The sequence below is a fragment of the Roseobacter sp. MED193 genome (genome assembly GCF_000152965.1).
GTDB lineage: Bacteria > Pseudomonadota > Alphaproteobacteria > Rhodobacterales > Rhodobacteraceae > Pseudophaeobacter.
In genome coordinates, this window is sequence record NZ_CH902583.1 from 2938516 (window position 1) to 2960851 (window position 22336).

General features: G+C 55.2%; 26 protein-coding genes and 1 pseudogene. 8 read left to right on the top strand and 19 right to left on the bottom strand.

Annotated elements, in window-relative coordinates; all coding sequences use genetic code 11:
• Positions 1-113: 113 nt before the first annotated feature.
• Both MED193_RS22630 and MED193_RS23405 read left to right on the top strand, forming a co-directional pair.
• Positions 114-547: pseudogene (locus MED193_RS22630) on the top strand (integrase).
• Between the two features lie 263 nt (positions 548-810).
• Entirely contained in the window at positions 811-987 is a 177-nt protein-coding gene (locus MED193_RS23405; RefSeq protein WP_368072278.1) for a DUF6429 family protein, read from the top strand.
• On the opposite strand, the gene MED193_RS16525 is transcribed toward MED193_RS23405, so the two are convergent.
• The 11 genes from MED193_RS16525 to MED193_RS16575 all read right to left on the bottom strand — a co-directional run bounded on the left by MED193_RS16525 (position 971) and on the right by MED193_RS16575 (position 10011).
• Complete coding sequence (locus MED193_RS16525) at positions 971-2131, bottom strand: alpha-hydroxy acid oxidase (RefSeq protein WP_009810898.1); 1161 nt, start codon at positions 2129-2131, stop codon at positions 971-973. The two genes, MED193_RS23405 and MED193_RS16525, sit on opposite strands and share 17 nt — an antisense overlap.
• A gap of 8 nt (positions 2132-2139) precedes the next feature.
• A complete protein-coding gene (gene comE, locus MED193_RS16530) occupies positions 2140-2694 on the bottom strand; it encodes a sulfopyruvate decarboxylase subunit beta (RefSeq protein WP_009810899.1) in 555 nt (184 codons plus the stop codon).
• Positions 2691-3197 (bottom strand): Sulfopyruvate decarboxylase subunit alpha, encoded by a 507-nt coding sequence (locus tag MED193_RS16535; RefSeq protein ID WP_009810900.1) that lies wholly within the window; start codon positions 3195-3197, stop codon positions 2691-2693. Before MED193_RS16535 ends, comE begins: the two co-directional genes overlap by 4 nt.
• Positions 3198-3224: 27 nt before the next feature.
• The gene (locus tag MED193_RS16540; RefSeq protein WP_009810901.1) at positions 3225-3629 is read right to left on the bottom strand and encodes a universal stress protein; all 405 of its coding nucleotides are present in this window, start codon (positions 3627-3629) and stop codon (positions 3225-3227) included.
• 3 nt (positions 3630-3632) lie between these two features.
• Positions 3633-4631: an alcohol dehydrogenase catalytic domain-containing protein gene (locus MED193_RS16545; RefSeq protein WP_009810902.1), complete on the bottom strand. Its 999-nt coding sequence runs from the start codon at positions 4629-4631 to the stop codon at positions 3633-3635.
• On the bottom strand, positions 4628-5389 hold the full coding sequence (locus tag MED193_RS16550; protein WP_009810903.1) for an SDR family NAD(P)-dependent oxidoreductase: 762 nt from the start codon (positions 5387-5389) through the stop codon (positions 4628-4630). Before MED193_RS16550 ends, MED193_RS16545 begins: the two co-directional genes overlap by 4 nt.
• Complete coding sequence (gene hisD, locus MED193_RS16555) at positions 5382-6689, bottom strand: histidinol dehydrogenase (protein WP_009810904.1); 1308 nt, start codon at positions 6687-6689, stop codon at positions 5382-5384. The genes MED193_RS16550 and hisD overlap by 8 nt, the downstream gene beginning before the upstream one ends.
• Before the next feature lie 9 nt (positions 6690-6698).
• On the bottom strand, positions 6699-8027 hold the full coding sequence (locus tag MED193_RS16560; RefSeq protein ID WP_009810905.1) for a TRAP transporter large permease: 1329 nt from the start codon (positions 8025-8027) through the stop codon (positions 6699-6701).
• A gap of 11 nt (positions 8028-8038) precedes the next feature.
• Positions 8039-8551, bottom strand: coding sequence for a TRAP transporter small permease (locus MED193_RS16565; RefSeq protein WP_009810906.1), 513 nt, complete (start codon positions 8549-8551; stop codon positions 8039-8041).
• Between the two features lie 98 nt (positions 8552-8649).
• Positions 8650-9798, bottom strand: coding sequence for a TRAP transporter substrate-binding protein (locus tag MED193_RS16570; protein ID WP_009810907.1), 1149 nt, complete (start codon positions 9796-9798; stop codon positions 8650-8652).
• 21 nt (positions 9799-9819) lie between these two features.
• The gene (locus MED193_RS16575; protein WP_009810908.1) at positions 9820-10011 is read right to left on the bottom strand and encodes a hypothetical protein; all 192 of its coding nucleotides are present in this window, start codon (positions 10009-10011) and stop codon (positions 9820-9822) included.
• A 178-nt stretch (positions 10012-10189) separates the two neighbouring features.
• On the opposite strand from MED193_RS16575, the gene MED193_RS16580 reads away from it, so the two are divergent.
• Positions 10190-11197: a LacI family DNA-binding transcriptional regulator gene (locus tag MED193_RS16580; protein ID WP_009810909.1), complete on the top strand. Its 1008-nt coding sequence runs from the start codon at positions 10190-10192 to the stop codon at positions 11195-11197.
• Positions 11198-11669: 472 nt separating this feature from the next.
• On the opposite strand, the gene MED193_RS16585 is transcribed toward MED193_RS16580, so the two are convergent.
• Positions 11670-12799 (bottom strand): IS3-like element ISRosp1 family transposase gene (locus MED193_RS16585; RefSeq protein ID WP_085978289.1). Its coding sequence is split into 2 segments (ribosomal slippage): positions 11670-12568 and positions 12568-12799, totalling 1131 coding nucleotides; the frame shifts between segments, so codons are not numbered across the junction.
• A gap of 44 nt (positions 12800-12843) precedes the next feature.
• Positions 12844-13944, bottom strand: coding sequence for a site-specific integrase (locus tag MED193_RS16595; RefSeq protein ID WP_009810910.1), 1101 nt, complete (start codon positions 13942-13944; stop codon positions 12844-12846).
• Between the two features lie 261 nt (positions 13945-14205).
• On the opposite strand from MED193_RS16595, the gene MED193_RS16600 reads away from it, so the two are divergent.
• The 3 genes from MED193_RS16600 to MED193_RS16610 all read left to right on the top strand — a co-directional run bounded on the left by MED193_RS16600 (position 14206) and on the right by MED193_RS16610 (position 17359).
• A complete protein-coding gene (locus MED193_RS16600) occupies positions 14206-15591 on the top strand; it encodes a tyrosine-type recombinase/integrase (RefSeq protein ID WP_009810911.1) in 1386 nt (461 codons plus the stop codon).
• A 612-nt stretch (positions 15592-16203) separates the two neighbouring features.
• Positions 16204-17130: a hypothetical protein gene (locus tag MED193_RS16605; protein ID WP_039966290.1), complete on the top strand. Its 927-nt coding sequence runs from the start codon at positions 16204-16206 to the stop codon at positions 17128-17130.
• Entirely contained in the window at positions 17123-17359 is a 237-nt protein-coding gene (locus MED193_RS16610) for a hypothetical protein (RefSeq protein WP_009810914.1), read from the top strand. Before MED193_RS16605 ends, MED193_RS16610 begins: the two co-directional genes overlap by 8 nt.
• Positions 17360-17524: 165 nt before the next feature.
• Here MED193_RS16610 and MED193_RS16615 read toward each other — a convergent pair whose 3' ends face one another.
• Positions 17525-17752, bottom strand: coding sequence for a hypothetical protein (locus MED193_RS16615; RefSeq protein WP_157041393.1), 228 nt, complete (start codon positions 17750-17752; stop codon positions 17525-17527).
• A gap of 90 nt (positions 17753-17842) precedes the next feature.
• Here MED193_RS16615 and MED193_RS16620 point away from each other — a divergent pair, with 90 nt between their 5' ends.
• Positions 17843-18508, top strand: a complete 666-nt coding sequence (locus MED193_RS16620; protein ID WP_009810916.1) for a recombinase family protein — start codon at positions 17843-17845, stop codon at positions 18506-18508.
• 62 nt (positions 18509-18570) lie between these two features.
• On the opposite strand, the gene MED193_RS16625 is transcribed toward MED193_RS16620, so the two are convergent.
• From MED193_RS16625 to MED193_RS16640, 4 genes are all read right to left on the bottom strand, one after another.
• Positions 18571-19110 (bottom strand): hypothetical protein, encoded by a 540-nt coding sequence (locus MED193_RS16625; RefSeq protein ID WP_009810917.1) that lies wholly within the window; start codon positions 19108-19110, stop codon positions 18571-18573.
• 305 nt (positions 19111-19415) lie between these two features.
• Positions 19416-19811 carry a hypothetical protein gene (locus MED193_RS16630; protein WP_009810918.1) on the bottom strand — a complete coding sequence of 132 codons (396 nt, stop codon included), beginning with the start codon at positions 19809-19811 and terminating at the stop codon, positions 19416-19418.
• A 10-nt stretch (positions 19812-19821) separates the two neighbouring features.
• Positions 19822-20127: a hypothetical protein gene (locus tag MED193_RS16635; protein ID WP_009810919.1), complete on the bottom strand. Its 306-nt coding sequence runs from the start codon at positions 20125-20127 to the stop codon at positions 19822-19824.
• A gap of 30 nt (positions 20128-20157) precedes the next feature.
• Positions 20158-20793: a recombinase family protein gene (locus tag MED193_RS16640; RefSeq protein ID WP_009810920.1), complete on the bottom strand. Its 636-nt coding sequence runs from the start codon at positions 20791-20793 to the stop codon at positions 20158-20160.
• 269 nt (positions 20794-21062) lie between these two features.
• On the opposite strand from MED193_RS16640, the gene MED193_RS22975 reads away from it, so the two are divergent.
• On the top strand, positions 21063-21263 hold the full coding sequence (locus MED193_RS22975; RefSeq protein ID WP_157041395.1) for a hypothetical protein: 201 nt from the start codon (positions 21063-21065) through the stop codon (positions 21261-21263).
• 151 nt (positions 21264-21414) lie between these two features.
• On the opposite strand, the gene MED193_RS16650 is transcribed toward MED193_RS22975, so the two are convergent.
• Positions 21415-22173, bottom strand: a complete 759-nt coding sequence (locus MED193_RS16650; protein ID WP_009810921.1) for a ParB N-terminal domain-containing protein — start codon at positions 22171-22173, stop codon at positions 21415-21417.
• Positions 22174-22336 lie beyond the last annotated feature (163 nt).

Sequence of the window (22336 nt, forward strand, 5' to 3'; positions counted from 1 at the left end):
GGCCGCCGACACAGGAGTTTGCCATGCACCAACTTCAAATGATCCCGGCCGTGGCGTGCGATGTGCGATTTGCCGGCCTGCTCACCGGGTGGCTGTTAGTGTCGCGCGTGGATATGCTGGCCGAAGACCACCGTGATCTGGCTTTCTTCAATCTTGCCATTGACAGCAAGCTAGCGTGGCTGCGACTTGATGAAGCTGAAGGTCGTCGATGTCATGGCATCAGGTCAAATCAAGGAGCGCGCATCGGTTCTGCAAAGCAAGCCCCAGAAACCTGTGCGCTTTGAAAGCTCCGAAGGCACCCGTGCTTCGTTGGCAAGGTGGATGCGGGAGCTGCTTATGGTCGGGCCGGAATACCTTTGGCTGGGAGGGCAGCACCTACGGCACGCTCTCGATGCGACGCACCAAGGTTATCCAGATTTACTAGACGACAGGCAACCTTCGCTCTGTTCAGCTCTTGGTAGGCCACACCAAGATGGACAGCACTGTCCGATACCTCGGCGTTGTGCTTGAGGAGGCACTGGCTATCGCCGAATCCATCGAAATCTAAAGGCATGGGCCGCCTTCACAAGCGGTCCAATGTCGACATTGACTGGTGATCTGTATTGCTGCAGTGCGGCCCGTCATTCCGGGCATTCATGCAGATCAGCAGCTTTCCTGCAGTGATTTTTTTAAAAAGAGTTTTTCTATTGGTATGATCACAAAAAAAGCCGCCAAAATGAACAAATGGAGCAGGGCGACGGCGACGGGATGTAGCCAGAATTCGCCATTCTGAGCCAAACGTTGCATGATGATTGACGGGACAGGAAAGGGATTGACTGGGCAGTCACTGACCGCCTCTGTTCAAAGGGTCTGTTCGAGAATTCCTCTGGTCGGGCGAAGTCGCTGGTTTTGAAAGATGAAGGGTTCACGAAGGCCAAAGCCGCGTTTTGGTGTTTGAGACATTCGCGTGAATTTCTTCGTGGCCACGATCCTATGTTACTGGTGTGATCAGCTGTTCGCCGGCGTTTTCTGGAGGCCATAAGTGATAGGCATTCTTCAATTCTGCGATGGTTGTGACACCCAGTTGAGCCATTGCAAGACTGACTTCTTGGCTTAGAATATCCCAGAGCGCCCGCAGTCCTTCGATGCCGCCTGCTGCGATTGCAAATAACAAGATTCGGCCGAGGAAAACAAAATCTGCCCCCATCACATAGGCTTTGACGATATCTTCGCCTGTGCGAATGCCAGAATCGAAGAAAAGTGGAAACTCTGGACCTAATGTTTCGCGAATTTTTCGCAGGGCAAAGATCGCAGGTGGTGCGCTTTCCAGTTGGCGGCATCCATGGCTGGAAACCTGAATTGCGTCGACGCCAGCATCGCGTAGTCGCAAGGCGTCCTCTGGGTTTAGGACGCCTTTGACAACCAGTTGGCCGGGCCAAGCCTGACGTAGGACATCAAGATATGCCCAATCTGCTGCTGCGCGGCTTTCTGTGCGGTCAAAGATGTAGTTCTTGCCATCAAAGTTAGCCAATTTGGGGCTGCCCTTTGCAAGCGATGACAGAGACCAACCCGGATGCATTGCGAAATCCAAAAACTGCCGAGGTCCGATGCGAAACGGCATCTTGAAACCATGGCGCAACTCACGTGGACGTCGCCCGACTTCAGGAACATCTAGCGTTAAGATCAATGTCCCATAACCGGCCATTTTAGCGCGTTCTACAAGCTTCATCGTGCCGCTGCCGTCGCCACTGAAATACAACTGGAACCAAGCGGTGCCGCCGGACGCCTTGTGGAGGGTCTCGAGGTCGGTAGACGCCACTGTCGATACCCCATGTGGCACCCGGTATTCTCGGGCGATTTTGGCCAGCATCAGATCAGCCCCAGGAGCGGCGAGGTTACACATGCCCATTGGGCTGACGCCAAAAGGGCGCAACATCAACCTGTCAAATTGGGTCACTGACAGGTCGCGCTGAGCCACATTGCATAGGACACGTGGCGTAAGCCTGATATCCTGCAGCGCTCTTTGGTTCAAAGCTGCACCATGCTCTTGCCCCGCCGCTCCGTCTATATAGTCAAATACCATCCAAGGTAGACGTTTGCGCGCCAATCGGCGCGCATCCGCAGATGAGTGAATACCAGTGTCAAACAGCATGTGGTGCCCTAGGCCCGCACTGTTTTCATAAACCTGTCTCGGATCACCACTGGATCCATGGTGATCACCGGCACCGGTATATTTCCGCTTTTGCATTTGGCTACGATGATTGTCATCTGGTTGCCCTTGATGGCCTCCTGCAGAGCTTTTCCGGTATCTTCGGCAGCCACTTCAACGACGTTTTCGCAGCCACAGGCACGGGCTACAGCTGCGAGGGAGGTCTTTTTCCCCGCATAGGTTGGCTGATCGCCAGTCGATCCATAGCTGCCATTGTCGATGATCAAGAGGATATAGTTGTCTCGGGCGTTATTGGCTATCGTCGGTAGAGTGCCAAAATTGGTCAGAACCGAGCCATCCCCGTCGATAGAAATCACCTTTTTGTCTTGAGCCAATGCCAGCCCAAATCCGATTGAGGATGAAAGGCCCATGGTGCCGAGCATGTAAAAGGTGCTTGGCTGATCGTCGATCATATGCAGCTCCTGGCTTGGCAGGCCAATGTTGCAGACCACCAGTTGGTCGCGCAGAATGGGGGCAATGTCTTTCAGAATATCAGAACGGATCATTGGTCGCCGTAGCCTCCCCAGAAATTGGCATCGGTCAGAATTGCGACCGGCTTGTTGCACATGAATGTGTACTTTAGGATGTTGTCGAATTCATCCGCATCGGATTGCTTGTGAAAATGATAAGTTGGGATATTCATCTGGGCGAGCAACGCCTTGGTGTGAACGGCCATTTCAACCTGGCAGGCGACGGGTTCTCGCAGCTCACCGCGATATGAGATCAGCATAGGCAGGGGCATCCGGTAGTACTGGATCAGGGTGGCAAGCGTATTGATGGTTACGCCGATGGCGGTGTTTTGCATGATGATGGCAGGTCGCTTTCCTCCCATCCAGGCCCCTGCACACAACCCCATGCCCTCGTCTTCTTTGTTTGAGGGGACGTGAAGAACACCTGGGCGGGCTTCGATCTCGTCGATGACGCCTGCTAATTGCTTACATGGGACTGTCGTGACGAAACTGATGTCATTTGCGACCAGATCATCAACAAGTTTTGTGTTGATAGACAAAAGGGGGTCTCCTTTGGGGGTGAAAAATCAACGCAGTACAATGACCGCGCATGATGCTTGGCGAACAATTCGGGCGGCGGTGGTGCCCAGAAAATAGTCTCGCAAGCCAGGTTTATGGGAACCAACAATGATTGCATCGGCGCCTATCTCAGCGGCATAAGCCGTGATGGTGCGACTTGAATGCCCTTTGAGGATCACAGGCTTTACGTTTGCGACCCCATTGACCCGTGCCGCCAACATGCGCTTGGCGTCATTGTAAGCCTTTTGAACGAGATCGTCGTCGAGGTAGGTGCTGACAGATCCGCTGAGCGGCTCGTAGACATGCAGGGCAATGATTTCAGCGCTTTTGCCACCTAGGCGTTGTGCTGTCTCAATTGCCTGTTCGGCAAATCCATGTTCCAGAGACAGGGCGAGGATTATCTTGTCATACACGGGTTAGCTCCTTTCCGGCGCGGTTTCAGGTTGCAAAAGAACCTTCGGTGCAGCAACAACATCGCTGCGAATGTCCGAAAAGGCGTTTGCGCCATCCGCAAGCGGTCTGATTTCGGTCCAATCCAGAGACCCAAGGCGTCCATCAAAAATGGCCTGTGCAGTCTGTTCAAAATCTTTGGCGGTGTAGGTATAGGTACCGATAAAGGTGATTTCCTGTAGGGTCATCCGGCGAATATCCAAACCGCCGCCATCCTCTCCCAATCCGATATGTCCGATCACCCCGCCGGGACGAACGCAGGAAGATGCGGTGGCCCGTGTTGCGGCATATCCGACACCATCTATGACGAGATCGAACAGATCACTATCCGGCGCGACAGCCAGGACAGACTGTGCGCAGACATCAGCCAGGTAAGCGCGTCGAAGCGGATTTGGTTCGACGATTGTGACGCTATCAACCCCCTGCGCTTTCAGGCTCAACGCTGCGCCCAGCCCAATGGCGCCGCCGCCCAAAACCAGAGCCGTGCTGCAGGAGCCAGAGAGGGTAGCCAAGGACAGTTTCACTGTATGCCATCCACAGGCGATGGGCTCGGCTAGAGCCGCTTTTGAAAGCGCAATGTCTTCCGGAACCGTCACCAGGTTTCTGTTTGGTATTGCAACCAGATCGGCAAATCCACCTTCGCGCGGCGGCATGGAGATAATTTGCCGCTCTGGGCAAAGGTTGTCACGGCCCTCCGTGCAGGCATCACATGTACCGCAAGTCACCAGAGGATTTACTGTTACCCGCTCACCATTGCGCGCTCCGCCCTCAATAACTCCTGAAACTTCGTGGCCAAGGATCAAAGGCGCGGGGCGACGATTGTCATGGCCAAGATAGGCATGCATGTCCGACCCGCAGATCCCCACATAGGCAATTCTTATCAGCTGGCTTCCCAGCTCAAGCGCAGGTTTCTGAACATCTTGATACCTCAGCTTTTCGGGACCTAGATAAACTAAAGCCTTCATTTTGCTGTAAAACCCCCATCCACCATCAAAACCTGACCAGTCACATAGGCCGAGGCATCAGAACACAAGAAGAGAAGTGGTCCGTCCAAATCCTCTAGCTCACCGTTACGACCAATACAGGTCTGAGCCGCATTGCCGGCCGCACGTGTGGGGTCTTTAAAAACAGCCGCTGTCAGTTCAGTCTGAAAGAAGCCGGGACCTATTGCGTTGGCAGTAATGCCAAATGGCGACCAAGCCTCTGCCATCGCGCGGGTCAATTGTCCGATCCCTGCTTTGCTGGCCCCATAGGCAATACCACCGGGGAAGGCCCGCGTGGTCTGTAGTGACGCGAAGTTTATAATCCGACCCCAGCCCTTGTCCATCATCGACGGTACCAGATGTTGGCTCAGAAAAAATGGGGCCGTAAGATTTAAACTCAAAGTGGCATCCCAGCCTTCCGGGGTGACGTCATCGGCGGCTTGTCGGGTGTTGATCCCGGCTGCATGAACCAAGATATCCGGGGCACCGAAGGGTTTAATCAGCTCATCCGCCAGGTCCGCCAATTTGTCACGGTCGGAAACATCGAATGTGATCGCTGCGGTGTCACCGTCAGCGTTTGCCCGCCAATCAGCCAGCGCATCCGATCGGCGGGCCACGCCGATCACACGTGCGCCAGCCTGAGCCAGAACCGTAGCTGCTTGACGACCTAGCCCCGAACTGGCTCCGGTCACGCAGGCGACTTTGCCGCGCACAGAAAACAGATTTTGCAGCTCAGCCATTTGCGGTCAGATCAAAAGTTTCATCTGGGAAGTATTTCGCCAACCGCACGTCGGCAGCACGGGCATGTCCTTCCATGCCTTCCAGCCGGGAAATTCGCGCTGTGGCTTCGGCTACCGGTTTGGAGCCTTCGCGCGTGGCTCGCTGCCAAGTAACGATTTTCATATACTTGTGGACAGACAGGCCCCCAGTGTAGTTGGCCGCACCAGAGGTGGGTAATACATGGTTGGTCCCTGCTGCCTTGTCGCCATAAGACACCGTCGTTTCTTCACCAAGAAACAGTGAGCCATAGCATGTCAGACGGTTTAGCCACCAATCCAGATCGTCAGCCTGAACCGTCAGATGTTCGGGAGCGTAATCGTCTGACGTCGCGGCCATCTCCTCGCGATCCGCACAGACGATGACCTCAGCATAGTCGCGCCAGGCTGCCGTGGCATTCTCACGGTTCACCTGGGGTAAATCGTCAATCAGCTCTGGTACACGGGACATAACGTCTTGGGCTAGGTCCCGATCATCCGTGACCAACCAGACGGGTGAGTTGTAGCCGTGTTCTGCCTGACTAACGAGATCGGTGGCAACGATATGCGGGTCAGCAGTTTTATCCGCCAAGATGAGGCTATCTGTGGGTCCAGCGATCATGTCGATACCAACCCGACCAAAGAGGATGCGCTTTGCTTCCGCCACAAACTGGTTGCCGGGTCCAACCAGAATATTGGCCTTGGGCAGACCAAACAAACCAAAGGTCATTGCCGCCACGCCCTGTACGCCGCCCATGGCCATGATCTTGTCTGCCCCGCAGATATGCGCGGCATAGACTATTGCCGGTGCAATCCCAATGCCGGGACGAGGTGGAGAACAGCACGTGATATGCTTGCAGCCTGCGACTTTAGCAGTCGTCACTGTCATAATTGCGCTGGCCACATGGCTGTAGCGTCCTCCGGGCGCGTAACACCCGGCAGCATCCACAGGTATTGCCTTTTGACCTGCGACAAGCCCCGGAACGATCTCGTATTCCACATCTGCGACAGTGGATTTCTGTTTCTCTGCGAACCGCTTAACATTGTCGTGGGCGAACTGGATGTCAGCCTTCAGCTTGTCTGGAACCAAGGCGCAGGCCGCTTCGATCTCTTCCGCTGACAGCAAGACACTGCCGTTGTATTTGTCGAACTTGGCCGCATAGTCCAATGCAGCGGCATCGCCGCCTGTCTCGATGTCAGACAGGATCTTTACGACTGTGTCATGCACATCCGACGCATCGGATTTCGACGTCAAGGTTGCTCTTTTGAGGTATTCACGAGCCATTTTTGGATCCTATTTGTAGATATCGGGAAGCAGGGTTGTTGAAATCGCGGGCACATAGGCGATCAACAGGACAACCAAGAGCATAAAGAAGACAAAGGGGACTGCGCGCGCGGCAATCTTGAGGATCGATTCACCAGTGATCCCGGACACGACAAAGAGATTAAGTCCAAGCGGTGGTGTGATAAAACCGACACCCAGTGCAGTGATCATCATGATACAAAATTGAATCTCATTCATACCGATGTTGTCGGCCAAAGGCTTAAGGATCGGTGCGAGGATCACGATATTCGGTGTGGTCTCCATCACACAGCCAGCGGCTATCAATATGCCGATCATCAGCAAGATCAGCACATAGGGATCTTCGGTCAACGAAGTTACTGCGGTCACAAACCCCTGTGGCACCCCCATGATCGCAAGGGCCTCCGCTAAAGGCGCAGAAAATGCAATGATCGGCAAAATGATCCCGTTCACCTTTGCTGAACTCACGAGCATTGCCGGGAAGTCTGCCAGTTTTAACGTGCCGAGTAGGAACCCCATGATGATGGTGACGACGACTGCAGTTGCGCCTGCTTCCGTGGGGGTCAGGCGGCCGGAAAAGATGCCGTAGAAAATGATGCCGGGCACAATGAATGCATACCAGTCCGAGGCCAGCGCCCGGCGGAGGTTCGTGAACCACTCGCCTATGCTTATGTTGCTGCCCCCTTCATATCCGTAGACCCGGTTCACCACGATATTGGTCACAAGGATTGAGACCAGGATGGCCAAACCTGGGATCAGAGCCGCCAGAAACAGGGTTGATGCAGAAATGCCCAACACAAGACCGATGATTATATAGGCGATGGAGGGCGGGATGAGGATGCCGGTGCAGGCCCCTGCTGCCACCAGGGCGCAGGCATAGGGACGCGGGTAGCCACTTTCGACAAGGCGGGCGATCGTCATCCTCCCAACAGCAGCTGCACCTGCTGCGTCAGAGCCAGAGATTGCCGCAAACATACCGCATACGAGAACTGTGGCCGACCCAAAGCCACCTTTGGCCCAACAGGTCAGCGCCTCGGCGACATTCAGGAATTTTCGACTTAGACCAGTGCGTACCAACACGTCTCCGGTCAGGATAAACAGAGGAACGGCAGTCAATGCAAAGGCGTCGATGCCGGTGAACAGGCTCTCACCTACAAGGCTGAGCGGCAAATCCCCTGACATAACCAGCATCAAGATTGCCGCGGCTCCGATAGAGGCCCAGACCGGCACGGCCATTGCGATCAGCCCGACGAAAAGCAGAACAGGCAGATAAAAGTCCCAGCCGAGTTCGACCGTTTGTTGAAGATTGTTCCAGAGCATTGTGTCGTCCCTCAATCAAACAGCTTGTCGCCTTCGTAGACGGGAGTGCCGTTACGAAGAGATCTGAGGTCCCGCAAAAGGGATTGCGAAAGCCGGAAAATCATCAAAGAGAAACCCAAGGGAACTGCCGCAAGGAACCAGACTTTTGAGATCCGGAGGCCATCCGTTACGGAGCCAAATTTGGCCGAGACCAAAACGGTTTCGAAGGACCAGTACAGCGCCACCAAAGCTACTGCGAACATCACCAGATCACCAAAGATATAGACAATCGCCTTGGGACGATTTCCGAGGTAATGCAGCAAGACGTCAATACGGATATGGGCCCGTTCTTTTACCGCAGCGGCGGCGCCGATCCAGGCTAGATAGATAAAGGAATACCGGACGATTTCTTCGCCCCATATCGAAGAATATGAGAAAACCTCGCGCCGCAGCACTTCGATTGCCATGGTGACGACAAGCATCACGTAGAAGACCAAGAGGAGCCAGCGCTCGGCGTTCTCATCAATATTTCTCAGAAATGACATAACAGGCCTCGACGGCTATTGCGCAAAGGGTCGGGGTCTTCACCAACGCCGGTTGTGGGAAAAAGTGGGAGCCCAATGCGGGCCCCCAAGGGAGTGATTTAGGCGTCGTGGACGAAGTACTTTCCTTGCGTACCGGCGGCCTCTTCCAGCTTTGCAAACGCATCCATGGATCCTGCGAGTTCTTTTTTGAACTCATCCCATTCAGGTCGCTGATAACCACCTGCCGCCTGCCATTCCGCCAGTTGATCATCACTAAGAGAATGGAATTCCACGCCAGATTTAGCCAATTCAGACATCGCATAGGACCGCGCGGATGGGACTTTGGAAAGGTTCTGATGTGCGGTCATTTCAGAGCCCCACATAACGCCCTCTTGTACCTCTGCAGGCAGGTTGTTGAACCATTCCAGATTGCAAGAATAAACTTGGCTGTCAGGCACGGCTTGGGTGAAGGTCACATGGCTGAGGATGTCTTTGAAGCCAAAGACGTAAAGCGCGCCAACTGAAGGGTCGAGCGCATCTGCCACACCCTGTTTGATCGCCGAGGGTGTCTCGCCCCAGGCCACCGGAGTTGGGTTCGCCCCCACAAGGCGGTAGTATTGCTGCAGCATCTTGGATCCGGGGACCCGGAATTTTACGCCGCTCAGATCTCCGGGAGACAAGACTGCACCGGCCCCACCTTTGCGGACAGCCACTACACGGGGGTCAATGTTCACATAGAACAGCGCCTTAAACCCAGCGGCTTCGACCTTGGGGTGGACTTCGGTTTTCCAATGGTTAGAGTTCACTAGGTTGGTAAAGCGCTGATTGGAACCGCACAGATAAGGCATGTTGATTAGATCAACCGTAGAGGCGAAGGGTGCAAAATTGGAAAGCGAATGCTGAGCTGCCTGAATGGTTCCGCCTTGAACTTTTTGCACCAACGCCCCGCCAGCACCCAACTGCCCACCCGGAGCCAGTTTCACGTAAACCTTTCCATTGGTGGCGTTTTGAATGTTCTCTTTGAGATCCAGTTGCATGATCGGATAGCTGCGTGATGCTCCTAACACATAGGCCGTGGCCAAGGTCATAATGTGATCAGCTGCCTTCTCGCGCTCGCGTTCTTCTTTATTCGTCTGCGCAACGGCCTCTGTAGACCAAAGCGTACCAGCTGCCCCAGCGACCAATGCTGCTGTAAAGCTGCCCGTCCCGGCCAGTTTTAGAAAATTCCGGCGTGACGCCGAGGCAAGTTCTTTGTTGTTCCGGTCCATGTTTTCCTCCCGATGGACAGTTCAGCGCTGTTGCTCTTTGGCAATTTTTTCAGCCGCTTCTCTTTGCAAGATTGCTGCGACAAATGAGATCGAGGCAGCGAGCAAAAATAGCATTTCGGACACATCCCCCAGGAACCCTCCCATACCCAGCGACCCCAAAGCCACATTTGTTCCGAACAGGGCAAACAGACAAAGAGTTAGGATCAAGAGCATTGGTTTCTCCGGGCAAACAGCGAAAGGCTCGATTCGCAAAATCAATGTAAGCGCTTACATGGCGATTATGCAAGCCCTTACATTGACGGCAACCAACCTAGACACTTAGGCTTTGAGATGGGGTGTAAAAATCTCAGAAATGCGATACTGAGCCAAAATGACGACTGACCACAATAATATGGGCCGAACCCCAACCCTGGCTGATGTGGCAGGGCTGGCTGGTGTCTCGACAGCCACAGTGTCCCGCTGTCTGAACTCACCAGACCAGGTTGTCGAAAGAACGCGTAAAAAGGTCGAGGATGCCGTTCTCAAATTGGGATACGCTCCAAATTTTAACGCGCGTGCTCTGGCGGCCAAACGTACCAACACCATTGGTGCGATCATTCCAACGATGGAAAACGCCATTTTTGCGCGCGGCCTACAGTCATTTCAAGAGGAACTGGGACGCAGCGGGGTAACTCTTTTGGTCGCGTCCTCCTCGTATAGCACTGATCTAGAGGAAGAACAAATCCGCACCCTGGTTTCTCGCGGTGCCGACGGGATTCTGTTGATCGGGTTGCATCGAGACCCAAAGATTTATGAGTTTCTCAAACGTCAAAATGTCCCAGTTGTTGTCGCCTGGGTCTTTGATCCGAATGCCAAGGTTCCAACAGTTGGCTTTGACAATTTCTCAGCAATGAAGGCTTTGGCGGACAGGGTGATCAGCATGGGTCATCGTCGCCTTTCAACAATCACCGCCAGCCCTCAGGGCAACGACAGGGCCAGTGAGCGTCTAAGGGGGATTTATGCCTCCATGATGGAAGCAGGCATTCCTAAAACGGAGTTGTCGATCGTTGAAGCCGAATACGGGATAGACGAAGGAGGTGCTGCGCTGGAACAGCTCTTGCGCCAGACGGTTCGGCCATCAGTAGTTATGTGCGGCAATGATGTTCTTGCTGTTGGAGCTATCGCCAAAGCACAGGAGCTCGGATTGAGCGTCCCTAACGATATTTCGGTGACTGGATTTGACGATATTGAGATCGCGAAAATCTCATCGCCAGCGCTGACCACTGTTCATGTCCCGCACCGGCGAATGGGCAAGGAGGCTGCCAAATTGCTTATCAATCTAGTCAATGCAGCGAAGAAGCAAAACAGTATTTTGATCGAGACATCATTGGTGGTTCGTGCCTCACTGTCTAGTGTCTGAGGTGAGATCAAGGATAGAGAACTTAACGCCCTTGAAAGGTCGCTAACTAGGCGAAATGTCTATGGCTTGCACTAGCAGCGAATGTCGGCACTCCGGCCTGGTGACCCATATGCCGCGCTATGCTGCACCCAGCACGAATGTCGTAGAAGGGCTGGCTGCAGTCACCCACAGCTCTTAACGGTTCGCGTGACAATCGCGGTGCATGAGTGGGGAAAAATCTGTCGTGCCCTAGAGTGGGCTCGCGATGGTGAAGTGGTGTCGAAGATTGGCATCAAGGCTGAGCAAGGCTCATTGTCTTGGACTACGCTCTGCAAAACCCGCAGAGGTTTGTGGATCCGAAATCGGAGTAGGTGTCAAAAAGTGGAGCTTTGACCTGTGCCCTTTTTGGCATAGGGTGCGGAAGTCGGACTTCTCAGTCATATTTAGGTCCGAATTGGACCTGTCGCGTTTTAGTGCCGCCCCAAGTGCTCGTTTAAGCCACCTTTCGTTCGAAGGCGACAGGGCTTTTCCAGCCCAGTGCTGAGTGACGGCGGCGTGGATTGTAGAACCCGTTTATGTATTCGAAGATCGCCATTTCAGCCTTCCGACGGGTCTCCCAAGGATGCCGCCAGATCAGTTCAGCTTTGATGGTCTTGAAGAACGTCTCGACGGCGGCGTTGTCGTAACAATTACCCTTACCGCTCATCGATACTTTGAAGCCGTTCTGGCGCAGGATTTTCTGGTAGTCATGGGAACAATATTGCGACCCGCGATCCGTATGATGGATGCAGCCTTTGGGCGGCTGCCGGAACGCGATGGCCATATTCAACGCCCGGATCGCCAAGTCGCGTTTCATCCGATTGCTCACGGCCCAGCCGATAACACGCCTTGAATGCAGATCGAGGATCACGGCCAGATACAGCCAGCCTTCGCGGGTCCAGACATAGCTGATATCCCCCGCCCACTTTTGATTTGGCAGGTCAGCTGAGAAGTTTCGATCCAGCAAGTTCGGCGCGATATTGAACTTGTGGTCACTGTCTGTCGTGACCTTGTGTTTGCGTGTTCTGACAACAGATATCCCGTTCTGGCGCATCAACCTGCCAACACGACGGTGGCCCACGTTCAAACCGATCTCCTTCAACTCTTCGGTCATTCGTGGGCGGCCATAGCTCCCCAAACTAAGCCGCGACTGCTCTTTGATATGAGCCAGCGTGACCAGATCAGATCGCTGCCTACGACTGGCTGGGCGACTGCGGAATGCGCGTAACCCGCGTGCGCTGACACCGACGACCTCGCACAACCGGGCGGCTGGAAAGCTGCCCCTGTGTTCTTCGACAAACCTAAATCTCATTGCTTTAGGCCCGCAAAGAACTGGGTGGCTTTTTTTAAGATCTCCCTCTCCTCCTTCAGGAGCCGGTTCTCCCGTCGAAGTCGATCATTCTCTTGAGCCAGGCTCAAATCCTCTTTGGAAACCACGTCTGTGTCTCGGTGTGCAGTGATCCATTTGTTCAACGTCGACATGCCAACACCCAGATCGTCAGCCACCTGCTTACGCGTCAGCCCACTGGTTAATGCGATGCGCACCGCATCTTGTCGAAATTCGTCTGTCCGTTTCAGTCCCATAGTTCATCTCCTTTGTTGCAGTAAATGCTATCAAAGGAGCGGCATCAAACCGTGACAGGTCCAGAGCCTACTTTATGCGCAAGGCTCATTTCTGCGACTTCACGTGAGGCATTGGCTACTTCTGAGGCCCAGTCGCGGAACGTAGATCTGAACCCGTGGACGGTGGCATCTTCGACGTCCATACGGCGCAACAGCATCAGCATCGCCATATTGGATAGAGGCCTATGTCGTTTCTGCCCTTCAAACACAAAATCAGATTCCATTGCCTTTAGTGGTTCGATGATCTCTAGCATTTCATCAGTCAGCGGCACGCGGTGGTCATCGCCGGTTTTCATTCGCGCCGCAGGGCAGGTCCAAAGCCGTGCTTCAAAATCCAGTTCGGTCCAACGCATCCCAAGCACCTCGCCAGTGCGTGATCCAGTCAGGCAGGTGAACATCAGGGCCTTTGCGGCCATCGCGTTGCGTTCGGAGAGGTCAGAATAGAATGCGGGGATGTCTTGCCAGCGCATAGCTTTATGGTGTTTTGGCTTTTTGACGACCTTTGGCAAGACGCCAGCATCTTTGATTGCTGTTACAGGGTTTTCACCAGATCGAAGGCCTTTTGACTTTGCTACGTCCAGTACGGTCTTGACCCGTTGTGCCAGCCGCCGTGCCGTTTCGTGTTTTTCTGTCCAGATAGGCGAGAGGCACATGAGAATTTCGGGCTGGTCAATGCTATCGACTGGCATTCGCCCGATCTTGGGGAAGGCATAATCGCGCAGAGTGTTGATCCATTGCTGCCCATGTTTGGCGTTTTTCCAGGTCGGCATCCGATCAATATGCACTTGTTGCGCAATTTCTTCGAAGGTCGGGATTTCGCGCTGGGCATTGAAGCGTGGGTTTAGTCCCTGTTTCGCCATCCGCCGATATTCCAAGGCGCGATCACGGGCTTGGTGCAGCGAGATAATATCGGCCCCGCCTAGCCCGAAATCAGTCCGCAGAGGTCCGCCCTTTTTGTTCTTTTGTCCTTTGACGACAACCCGAACGATCCAGCGGCGTGCGCCCGAGAGGTCTACCACAAGATAAAGCCCGTTGCCGTCACCATGCCGCCCCGGTCCGAGGTTCTCAACCAGCTTCTTCGTCAGCTTTCCAGTGAGTGCCGCCATACAACATACCACATTTTATACCACTCATGGAAAGCATATGGGGGAGATCGAAAGAAATCCAACAAAAAGAATGAAGCGAGTAAGTAGAGGGAAATAAATGAAAAAGGCCGTGCAAGGCGACCCGTTCAATGCCAGCAAAAAGGTATGGTGGCGGAGACGAAGGGAAGCTCCACCAACGACCCCTAAGCCATTTTAATCGTTGAATATCATATGCTTCCAGACTAGCAATTGGTCAATGGCGTTGGTCAATGAGGTGCTGATATGGCAGTAAAATCCAACCGCTCGGAGCGCTTACTCTCCCTCAGGGGAAACGTCTGGTGGTACCGTCAGGGCATCCCTCAGGCTGTCCGTAAGGTGACCGGCGGGCCAAAGTTTATCCTCATCAATCTGCGTACCTCTGACATTGCAGAGGCCAAGCGGAGGCGCGATGAAATCGAGCGCGCCACAAGCGCCCAGTTCGATGAAATCAAGACAAGCCGTAGGCTCTCCCTCGCTCTTGATGGCTGGGGGGATAGCAGTGGCGTAAGGAGTGCAGCCCTGTCCCCAGCCGATAGGGGCACCGTCACACGCGCCGCTCTGGACGCTTCAGAGGATACCGATGAGCGCCATCTCATCATCACCGCAGCAGAAGCCGAAGCAGAAGCCATGCGGCCCGCCCAGCGCAAAGCCTTCGAGGATGCAATGGCGGGTAAAGTAGAGGTCGAGCACCACCTTGAGACCTATCTGACCCTCGCAGAGCTGGCCCCTAAGACCACCAATGAGCGGCGTGGGATTATCATGATGTTTGCCCGTTGGTGCCGCGAGAAGGGGAAAACGCTGGACAGGGTAGATAGGCGTTTGGCGGGGCAATACGCTGCTGAGTTTCTGGACGGGAAACACCACGTCACACAAGGCAAGCACCTCTCGGCATTGCGCCAGTATTGGATTTACCTTGCCCGCAGGGGGCACGTCACACCACCCGCAGGGGAAGCTGTAAACTCCGGCTGGCCTTGGAACGATCAAGCCATAGAGAAGAAGGGAAAGCGTGTCGAAAGAGGCGCGCAGAGCGCCGAGGAAAGGCCGTTCACTGACGATGAGGTCAAAACCCTCATCACCGCAGAATACCCCTTCAAGGCCGCTGACGCACAGGTAATGAAGGACGTTCTGTTGACCTCATTGCTATCGGGTATGCGCCAAGCTGAGATTGTCACCTTGTGGGTGCAAGAGGTTGTGGAGGAAGGCGGAGAGCTATTCTTCGACATCCAGCATGGCAAGACCGCCGCCGCTGCGCGTAAGGTTCCCGTTCACAGTGCCCTTGCGGCTATGGTTCGGAAGCGTCTAGCGGGCAAAGGACCGCAGGATATGCTGTTCGATGAGCTGGCAAGTGCAAGCAATCCTTCTGACACCTTTGGCAAGAGGTTCAAAAGGTGGCGTGAGGCGGTTGGAGTTGCTGATAGCCGAGAGGGCGTGAGGCGTTCACTTGTCAACTTCCATTCTGCGCGGCGCTGGTTCACCACCAAGGCGCGCCATGCGGGACAGTCCAAGGAAACCATCGCTGACGTGATCGGCCACCGCCCAGACAAACAGGACGTGACCTTTGGCGTCTACGCGCGGCAGGCATCTCAGGGCCAAAAGAGGGCCTGTGTGGAGGCTGTTACGCTGCCCTAACGGCCCCCGGCAGGTTCACCACCGGGGAGGCCATTCATGCCGCCCAGCACCCCCACAGTGGTCACCTGCACTAATCTACGTGGTGGAAGCTATTCGCGGGAAGACCCATGTTCTGAGCATGGGACAAGGGGAGCACCCTTACTAAGTGTAAAGGTGCACCTATAGCTCAGAACTGGCGGTGCCCCCAACAACCCCGCAGTGGCCACCTACAGTTTCAACGGAATGGACCTGAGGGTTGTCGAGATCGACGGCGACCCGTCTTACAGCAACCGCAGCTTCAATGCTGGCAGGCGCACGGCGCGGGAGGAATACATCCCGCTATTCCCTAAGCGCACCCCGGCCAAGTGGAACGGGACGCTGACCCTCAAATGACCCAGCAGGGGCCTTCACTGGCCCCGCTCTATCCCCTTGCGGTTCCCTCTACGGGTGCCGCTCTCTGCCCTCTGGCGGAGCACCTGAAGCTGACGACAGGCGCAGTCCCTTCCGTCTTTTCCGGTTCCCCTAATCCTTCAGACAAATCGGGTTGTTCTGTTTGACCGGAACGGCGGCTGAAGGTGCTCCCCCAGAGCGCAGAGCTCTATCCCCCAAAATCCCGAAAGAATGGACAACATCATGGAATATCGACACAACGTAGACCCCGCAAACCCCTCTGGCAGCAACCTCGCATCTGGCCCAATGGGCTTCATCGCAACGGTTGGCGGAGGTTCTCTTGAGGTTACTAGCGGCCACGGCATGACCCGCAGCGGCGGCGTAGAGCACACCGCGCGTCCAATCGCAGACCCCTCCACCGGCCTGACCTTCAGCACCGAAGCGGGCCTCCCGGTCCCCGGCGGCAATCCCCGCCCGAATGATCTGGTCGAGATAGGCGGTATGCGCGTAAAGGTCGCTCAGGCTGTCCGCGATGGGCTTATCATGGACCCCTCACGGGGCCTGCTCAATGCCCCTGAGAGCGGCCATAACGCTGACCCGCAGGTAAACCCTCACGCTGCCCGTGAAGGCGCTGTGGAGGCCCCTGAGAGCGTGGCAGATAGCTTCACCAATGACGTGCTGTCGCGCGTATCACCCTCCACAATCTCTTCTATCGAAGCTGACCTGAATGAGGGCCAGTTCTCCGAGAAGACGATGGATTACCTGATGCTTGAAGGCGGGCAAAGTGCAGAGGAATTGAGCGCTGTTCGCGATGCCTACGCCGCCAAAGTTACCGCCGCTACCGGCATGGATGAGGCTGAGCTGCAAGAGCTGTGGCAAGACAACCGACAAGCCTTCAATGCGGCGGCGAGTGAGATGCTTAAGACCGGCAGCACCGCCGCCTTCCAAGACCTCGCAGCCAAGGCAGACGCCGCAGCATGGACCGCTATGAGCACCGATGAGGCCACTGAAGCATGGAAATCCCAGGACTTCCCTCAGGCTTTGCTAGACGCTGGCCTAGAGCCAAGTTTTGACGGTGGCGTGGTCTCGATCAACATTCCCGGCATGGGTGTTGTTCCGTGGGCCGAAGCGGTTCAGCGCGGGCTTGTGAAGGTGTCGCGCCATGGCTGACCCCAAGGCAAACCAGCAGGGCCAAGTTACCACCTTTGGCTGGCCCTCAGCGGCTGATGTAGCGGCTCAAATGCAGGCGAAACATGCGGCCTACCGGGCGCAGCAAAAGAAGCTGGAAGAGGCGACTGCTAAGGCCGAGGCCGAACGTGCCCGCGAAGGTGAGGCGAAAGCGGCCCGAACGCGGGAAGCCACACAGACCAGCTTGTTCTGGCATGACATCAAGCAATGAAATCAAGGAGTGGTTGACCGGGCGGAAGTAGAGCGCCGCCTGTCATCCCCAACAAGAAGGAGGTATCCGGGAGACCGGGCACCTCCAAATATTTTTGTGCAAAAATTCGTGCCGGTGAAATCATATAGTAGGCCGCAAAAACTCCCCCGGTGGGGAGGGGGGGGCTCAGTCCGCCTTTCCCTGCCGCTCAAGAGCCAATGCCGCAACTGCTAGTACGATGAACGTCACGCTGGCGATAAGATTGCCGGGCCATGGCGGCGTTGACTGATGTATCAGCACGGGGAGTACAAAGGTGGAAATCGCTGTGATTGGATAGGGGCGTAACAGCTTCCTGAACATGAATACCTCGCCTGTAAATATCGTCAGCGTATCCAGCGGCAGCGTGGCGGTCAACGGTTCCCCTTTCTGTAACACTCACAACGTCCTTTGACATTTGCAACACTCTGCCTTATCTCCTCTCACAAGCAGAAGGAGCTGGGCAGAATGAAGCGCTATGTGATCTATCGCCGGGTATCGACCGATGAGCAGGGCAAGTCTGGGCTGGGCCTTGAGGCGCAGGACAGGGACATCCGCCTGTTTCTCGAAGGTTACAGCGATCAGCCCTTTGAAGTGGTTGCTGAGTTCACTGAGGTGGCATCAGGCTCCGATGACCGTAGGCCAGAGCTGACCAAGGCCCTCGACATGGCCCGCAAGCATGGCGCTGAACTACTCGTTGCCAAGCTCGACCGCCTGTCCCGTAAGGTGTCCTTTATCTCTTCCCTTCTGGATGACCGGAAGGTGCAGCTTCGCGTGGCAGCTATGCCACAGGCGGACAAGTTCCAGCTTCATATCTACGCCGCATTGGCTGAGCAGGAGCGGGAGTTCATCTCGATCAGGACCAAGGCAGCACTCAAGGAAGCCAAGGCCCGTGGCGTGAAGCTGGGCGGTGCCCGTGACAAGACCATGAAGCGGAACCAAGAGGTCCAGCGTAAGGCCGCTGAACGCGCACAAAACGTGGCTGGCCTAATTCAGCCGCTGCGGGAAGCCGGGAAGAGCCTCAGGGAGATTGCTGCGGAGTTGAACCGAGCGGGGGTGCGAACGGCCCGTGGCGGTGAATGGCAAGCATCGCAGGTCAAGCGGACCATAGAGCGACTTGAGCGGCGCGCATAAGCAGCGCGACACCGATATTCATGCAGACGAACGCGCTGGGGTGTATCAGTTCTTTTTGGCCCCTAGACTGCAAGCCCCATCACATCAGTAATGCCCCATCTTATGCAGTCATGTGGGGCCGCGTCATCGTTGTCACAAAACTCAAGATCATCGAGCTGGTCGCTATCAAGCTCAGGCAGGTCCACGTGGAACTCAGCTTTACCCAAGGGGTCTATCCAAATCTGAGTTTCAGCGGTGAACTCCTTTTCGTTCCCGTCTGCATCGACAATACCTACAACCACACGTATCCAAGTTGTTACGTAGTCTGGTGTTTTGTTCTCCAGCTCACCACCCCAGCCGATTGAGCGCAGATCACCACGCGGCCCTGCACGGCCTACAGCATGGTCGCGTCCATAGAGACGCTTTTGAAAAGTCGATACACAGGTTGCCTTAATCGCCTCTGGAGAGATCAAGTCGCTGCGAGAATAAGCAACGCAATTCTCTGCACCTTTCAAAGTGCCTTGATTGATTGCCTCGTTTAAACCTTTCTGAATAGGTTTAATGCCAATGATTAAGGCGGCGACAAGACATACAAGCCCCCCAATCAGATAGTTCTTTACCAATGCTACCTCCGTACGGTTGCTTAAGTAATGCGCCGCTACACTGACGGCCCTTTGGTATTTCAGCAATCGGATGTTTGAACTGAATTTTAATTGGTCAATGTTGTTTGTCAATGTTGGTCAATGCCAACACCTAACTCATTGATAATAATAGAAATAGGTATGATGGCGGAGACGAAGGGAGACGATCTCATTTCGAACAGCCTCAATAGTTTCAGACACTTACATGCACTTTGTGGTACACAACGCGCTTAAGTTCAAGATGGACCACACAAACATCCATTGCAATCTACCCGAACGACCAGACGTCAAAGCCGGGGAACCGAAGTGATGAAACCACGGATCACAGTTTCGTCGTCCACCTCCACTCGGCATACGACTTCGAACCGCTCACCGGGTCCGCTGTGTTCCTTGATGAACTTCTCCGCTTCCTGCTTCTCATTCCCCTCAGGAGGTGTGCAGAAAGCCCACGCGTCTTCGATGTAGAACGGGACGTCTGCCGTGTAGCCAAAGTAGCGACGGGTCTCTTTCTCGTTCGGCACCCCTACCAGTATGGCCCTCAAGCCGTTCTTGTACGAGATCGAGAAGGCTCCCGGCGGCATGTCCGGTCGTGTATGCAAGTCAGCTCGGTAGTAGTCGTATGCTCCGTAGCCGACAAACGCGACTACAGCCACGACCAAGACCCTTCCTATCCACTTCCACATGTTCCCGCTCCTAGCTGCTTTGTGTCCGTTGCTTTTCCTTGAGTTTCTGCCCCCAAGTGATCAAAGCTATGCCGGGAGCAAGGGTGATAGCCGTTACGATGAAGTTGGATACATTGAACGGGCTGAGCATCTGAAGTGCCGCCCAAAGCCCTTCCTTCACTGCGATGCCCGCAAGGCCGAGCAGCACCAATGCGCCCCCTCCTGCGAGAAGCACCCAACCCAAGACCGTCACTACTCTAGCCATTGTTTTCGTTTCCTTTTCATCTTTGGCGTGAAACACAAATGCGAGATAAATGGAAAAGGTGAGTGATTGCAAGGGCCATTCCGCCCTTCCATGCAGCGCGGGCTACAATGCCCATCTGGCTAAGGCTTCTTCAGCCGACGCAGGGTCCTTTCGGATGCGTAATACGGTTTGGCGTGTCAGCCCTGTTGCCTTAGCTATCTCCGATGCACCCGCTCCACTGCCCAGCATGTCCACGACAACACCTAGCGTCTCTCGGTCATAGCTGGGCTTCTTGCCTCGGTACTTGGTGTCGTCCTGCTTTGCAGCCGCTATACCCGCCTTCTGAGCCTCCTTCGTGGCCTCTGCCTGCGCCTGTGCCGTCGCGGCCATGAAAGCTATCAGAGCGTCGCGTACGGCTTCCTGCATGGGGTCCCGTGTGGCCCCGTCGAATGTCAGCCCATTGATTACCGTCTTCACCACGACACCCTGCCGCATGAAGTGGCGGATCGTGTCCGTAACATCTTGGTAGTTGCGGCCCAGTCGGTCCACCCAGCGGACCACAAGCGTGTCATCGTGGCGGAGCTTGTCGTACAGCCGCTTCCCCTCAGGCCGCTCCTGCAGCGTCGTGCTAACGCCTGAGACCCCGTGGTCCGCCACCACCTCGTCGATCACAAAGCCTGCTGCCTCTGCCTGCGCCCTCTGGTGGTCTAGCGTTTGGTCCGTGGTGGAAACTCGTGCGTACAGGATGGTCTTGCTCATGTTGTCCTCATGTGTCCGATTGGGTTATGTACGTTGATAATAGTGTACGATGATGCATGTCAACCCTTACGGACACCCCTGCGGACATGGACCTATTTGTACGTTAACCTATGCCCTAACGGACAAAGGGAGATTGGGCCGTGAGCTGAGTCAGGTTGTCGCAGAGTCTTTCTCGTCCCCTACTGCTACTCGTCAGGGCAAGGTGATCTATGCAAGTTGGCATTGGTTTCAGAGCCTTGCGTCGTCAAAACCAACTCGGACACGCAAACATGACAGACATTCTCTACCTGCCCATTCCCTTCCTTGGCCGCATCTATGCCCAGCGCGACACGGTCACCACACGCCGCATCGAATGGGAAGTCTTGCACGGCTCCAATGGTAGGGAGTATCTTCTCTGCCTTGGTAGCCTTCGGGTCTACCTGACACCAGCTCATGTCGTGGCTGTGGAGAGACACACGGAGCATCGCTGAGCGCGGTGAGGGCGGGCTGTCCTTGCGGGTGGCCCACCCCCCCCCTAATCGTCTGCCCCCACACCCTCGGCGCAACCCCATGGGGGAGAAAGCCCATCTGCCGTGTATGTGGTAAGCAGCTGAGATTTTTGCAGTTCAAACAAGCTGCGGTTCAGAACGGGAGGTCTTCTTCGTCCTCGTCGTCTTCACGCAGCTCGTCAACGACGTAAGCCAGCACCTGCTTTGACAGTCGCCACTCAAGGACGCGGGCAACTGCTTCCCATTGGCGGCTTCCCATACGCCCAAGCTCTTTGCCTATCGCGTCGTCCAGTGCCTTCGCCCTTGTTTCGATCGCCTGCTCTTGCATGTCCTCGTCCCATTCCTCTTGCTCGATACCCTTCACGGCCCGCATTGCCATCCACCAAGAATCAGGAAGCTCGGCCTCTTGATCGTCCAATACCGTTCGATGTCGTCGCATCTTGGCGACGGTCCCATCGCTGACGCCCGTTGCTTTGACGGTCTGCGCCCTTGAGAGCTTGTGGTCGGAACAGACCAGACGCCATGCCGCGTTGTCGCGCTCCGTCTTGGTCATGGGCAGCTTGGTCTTCGTGTTCTCGTTCAGCGCCAAGAGTACAGCGTCGGTTTCGCTGCATTCGTGGACAACGACAGGGACAGCTTTTGTGTGTCCAGCTCGGATGTAGGCTGCGTGGCGGTGGTGTCCGTCCACTACAACATGATCAGCTTCACCTCGCTTCCAGACCGTCATTGGGTCCAACACATGTCCCGCCTTGATCGCATCTGTCAGGCTGCGCACGTGGTCCTCGACCGTCTCAAACTCGCGGAACTGGAACGTGTCAGGCTCTGTTGTCAGCTGACTGAGGGGCAAGCGCATACGCTTGGGGCGATTAACCCCTTGTTTTTCTTTAGTCATTTCTGGGTTTCTCTTCGGTTCAGTGGGTCCAAATCGCTGGTCCCAGCCTGTGCAGAATGCACAGTCAGTAGTTGCACACCTAAGCGATGGCAAAAGCCCTGCCTCAGGATCCCGCCGAAGCTATCACGCCTCGTCCACGGGAACCCGAAGCAGAAGCCACGGA

Bases quoted from the DNA above. Each gene is read 5' to 3' on its own strand.
- MED193_RS16525 (WP_009810898.1), bottom strand. From the start codon at position 2,131: ATGCTGTTTGACACTGGTATTCACTCATCTGCGGATGCGCGCCGATTG.
- comE (WP_009810899.1), bottom strand. From the start codon at position 2,694: ATGATCCGTTCTGATATTCTGAAAGACATTGCCCCCATTCTGCGCGAC.
- MED193_RS16545 (WP_009810902.1), bottom strand. From the start codon at position 4,631: ATGAAGGCTTTAGTTTATCTAGGTCCCGAAAAGCTGAGGTATCAAGAT.
- MED193_RS16550 (WP_009810903.1), bottom strand. From the start codon at position 5,389: ATGGCTGAGCTGCAAAATCTGTTTTCTGTGCGCGGCAAAGTCGCCTGC.
- hisD (WP_009810904.1), bottom strand. From the start codon at position 6,689: ATGGCTCGTGAATACCTCAAAAGAGCAACCTTGACGTCGAAATCCGAT.
- MED193_RS16560 (WP_009810905.1), bottom strand. From the start codon at position 8,027: ATGCTCTGGAACAATCTTCAACAAACGGTCGAACTCGGCTGGGACTTT.
- MED193_RS16565 (WP_009810906.1), bottom strand. From the start codon at position 8,551: ATGTCATTTCTGAGAAATATTGATGAGAACGCCGAGCGCTGGCTCCTC.
- MED193_RS16570 (WP_009810907.1), bottom strand. From the start codon at position 9,798: ATGGACCGGAACAACAAAGAACTTGCCTCGGCGTCACGCCGGAATTTT.
- MED193_RS16575 (WP_009810908.1), bottom strand. From the start codon at position 10,011: ATGCTCTTGATCCTAACTCTTTGTCTGTTTGCCCTGTTCGGAACAAAT.
- MED193_RS16580 (WP_009810909.1), top strand. From the start codon at position 10,190: ATGGGCCGAACCCCAACCCTGGCTGATGTGGCAGGGCTGGCTGGTGTC.
- MED193_RS16595 (WP_009810910.1), bottom strand. From the start codon at position 13,944: ATGGCGGCACTCACTGGAAAGCTGACGAAGAAGCTGGTTGAGAACCTC.
- MED193_RS16600 (WP_009810911.1), top strand. From the start codon at position 14,206: ATGGCAGTAAAATCCAACCGCTCGGAGCGCTTACTCTCCCTCAGGGGA.
- MED193_RS16605 (WP_039966290.1), top strand. From the start codon at position 16,204: ATGGAATATCGACACAACGTAGACCCCGCAAACCCCTCTGGCAGCAAC.
- MED193_RS16610 (WP_009810914.1), top strand. From the start codon at position 17,123: ATGGCTGACCCCAAGGCAAACCAGCAGGGCCAAGTTACCACCTTTGGC.
- MED193_RS16620 (WP_009810916.1), top strand. From the start codon at position 17,843: ATGAAGCGCTATGTGATCTATCGCCGGGTATCGACCGATGAGCAGGGC.
- MED193_RS16630 (WP_009810918.1), bottom strand. From the start codon at position 19,811: ATGTGGAAGTGGATAGGAAGGGTCTTGGTCGTGGCTGTAGTCGCGTTT.
- MED193_RS16640 (WP_009810920.1), bottom strand. From the start codon at position 20,793: ATGAGCAAGACCATCCTGTACGCACGAGTTTCCACCACGGACCAAACG.
- MED193_RS22975 (WP_157041395.1), top strand. From the start codon at position 21,063: ATGACAGACATTCTCTACCTGCCCATTCCCTTCCTTGGCCGCATCTAT.
- MED193_RS16650 (WP_009810921.1), bottom strand. From the start codon at position 22,173: ATGACTAAAGAAAAACAAGGGGTTAATCGCCCCAAGCGTATGCGCTTG.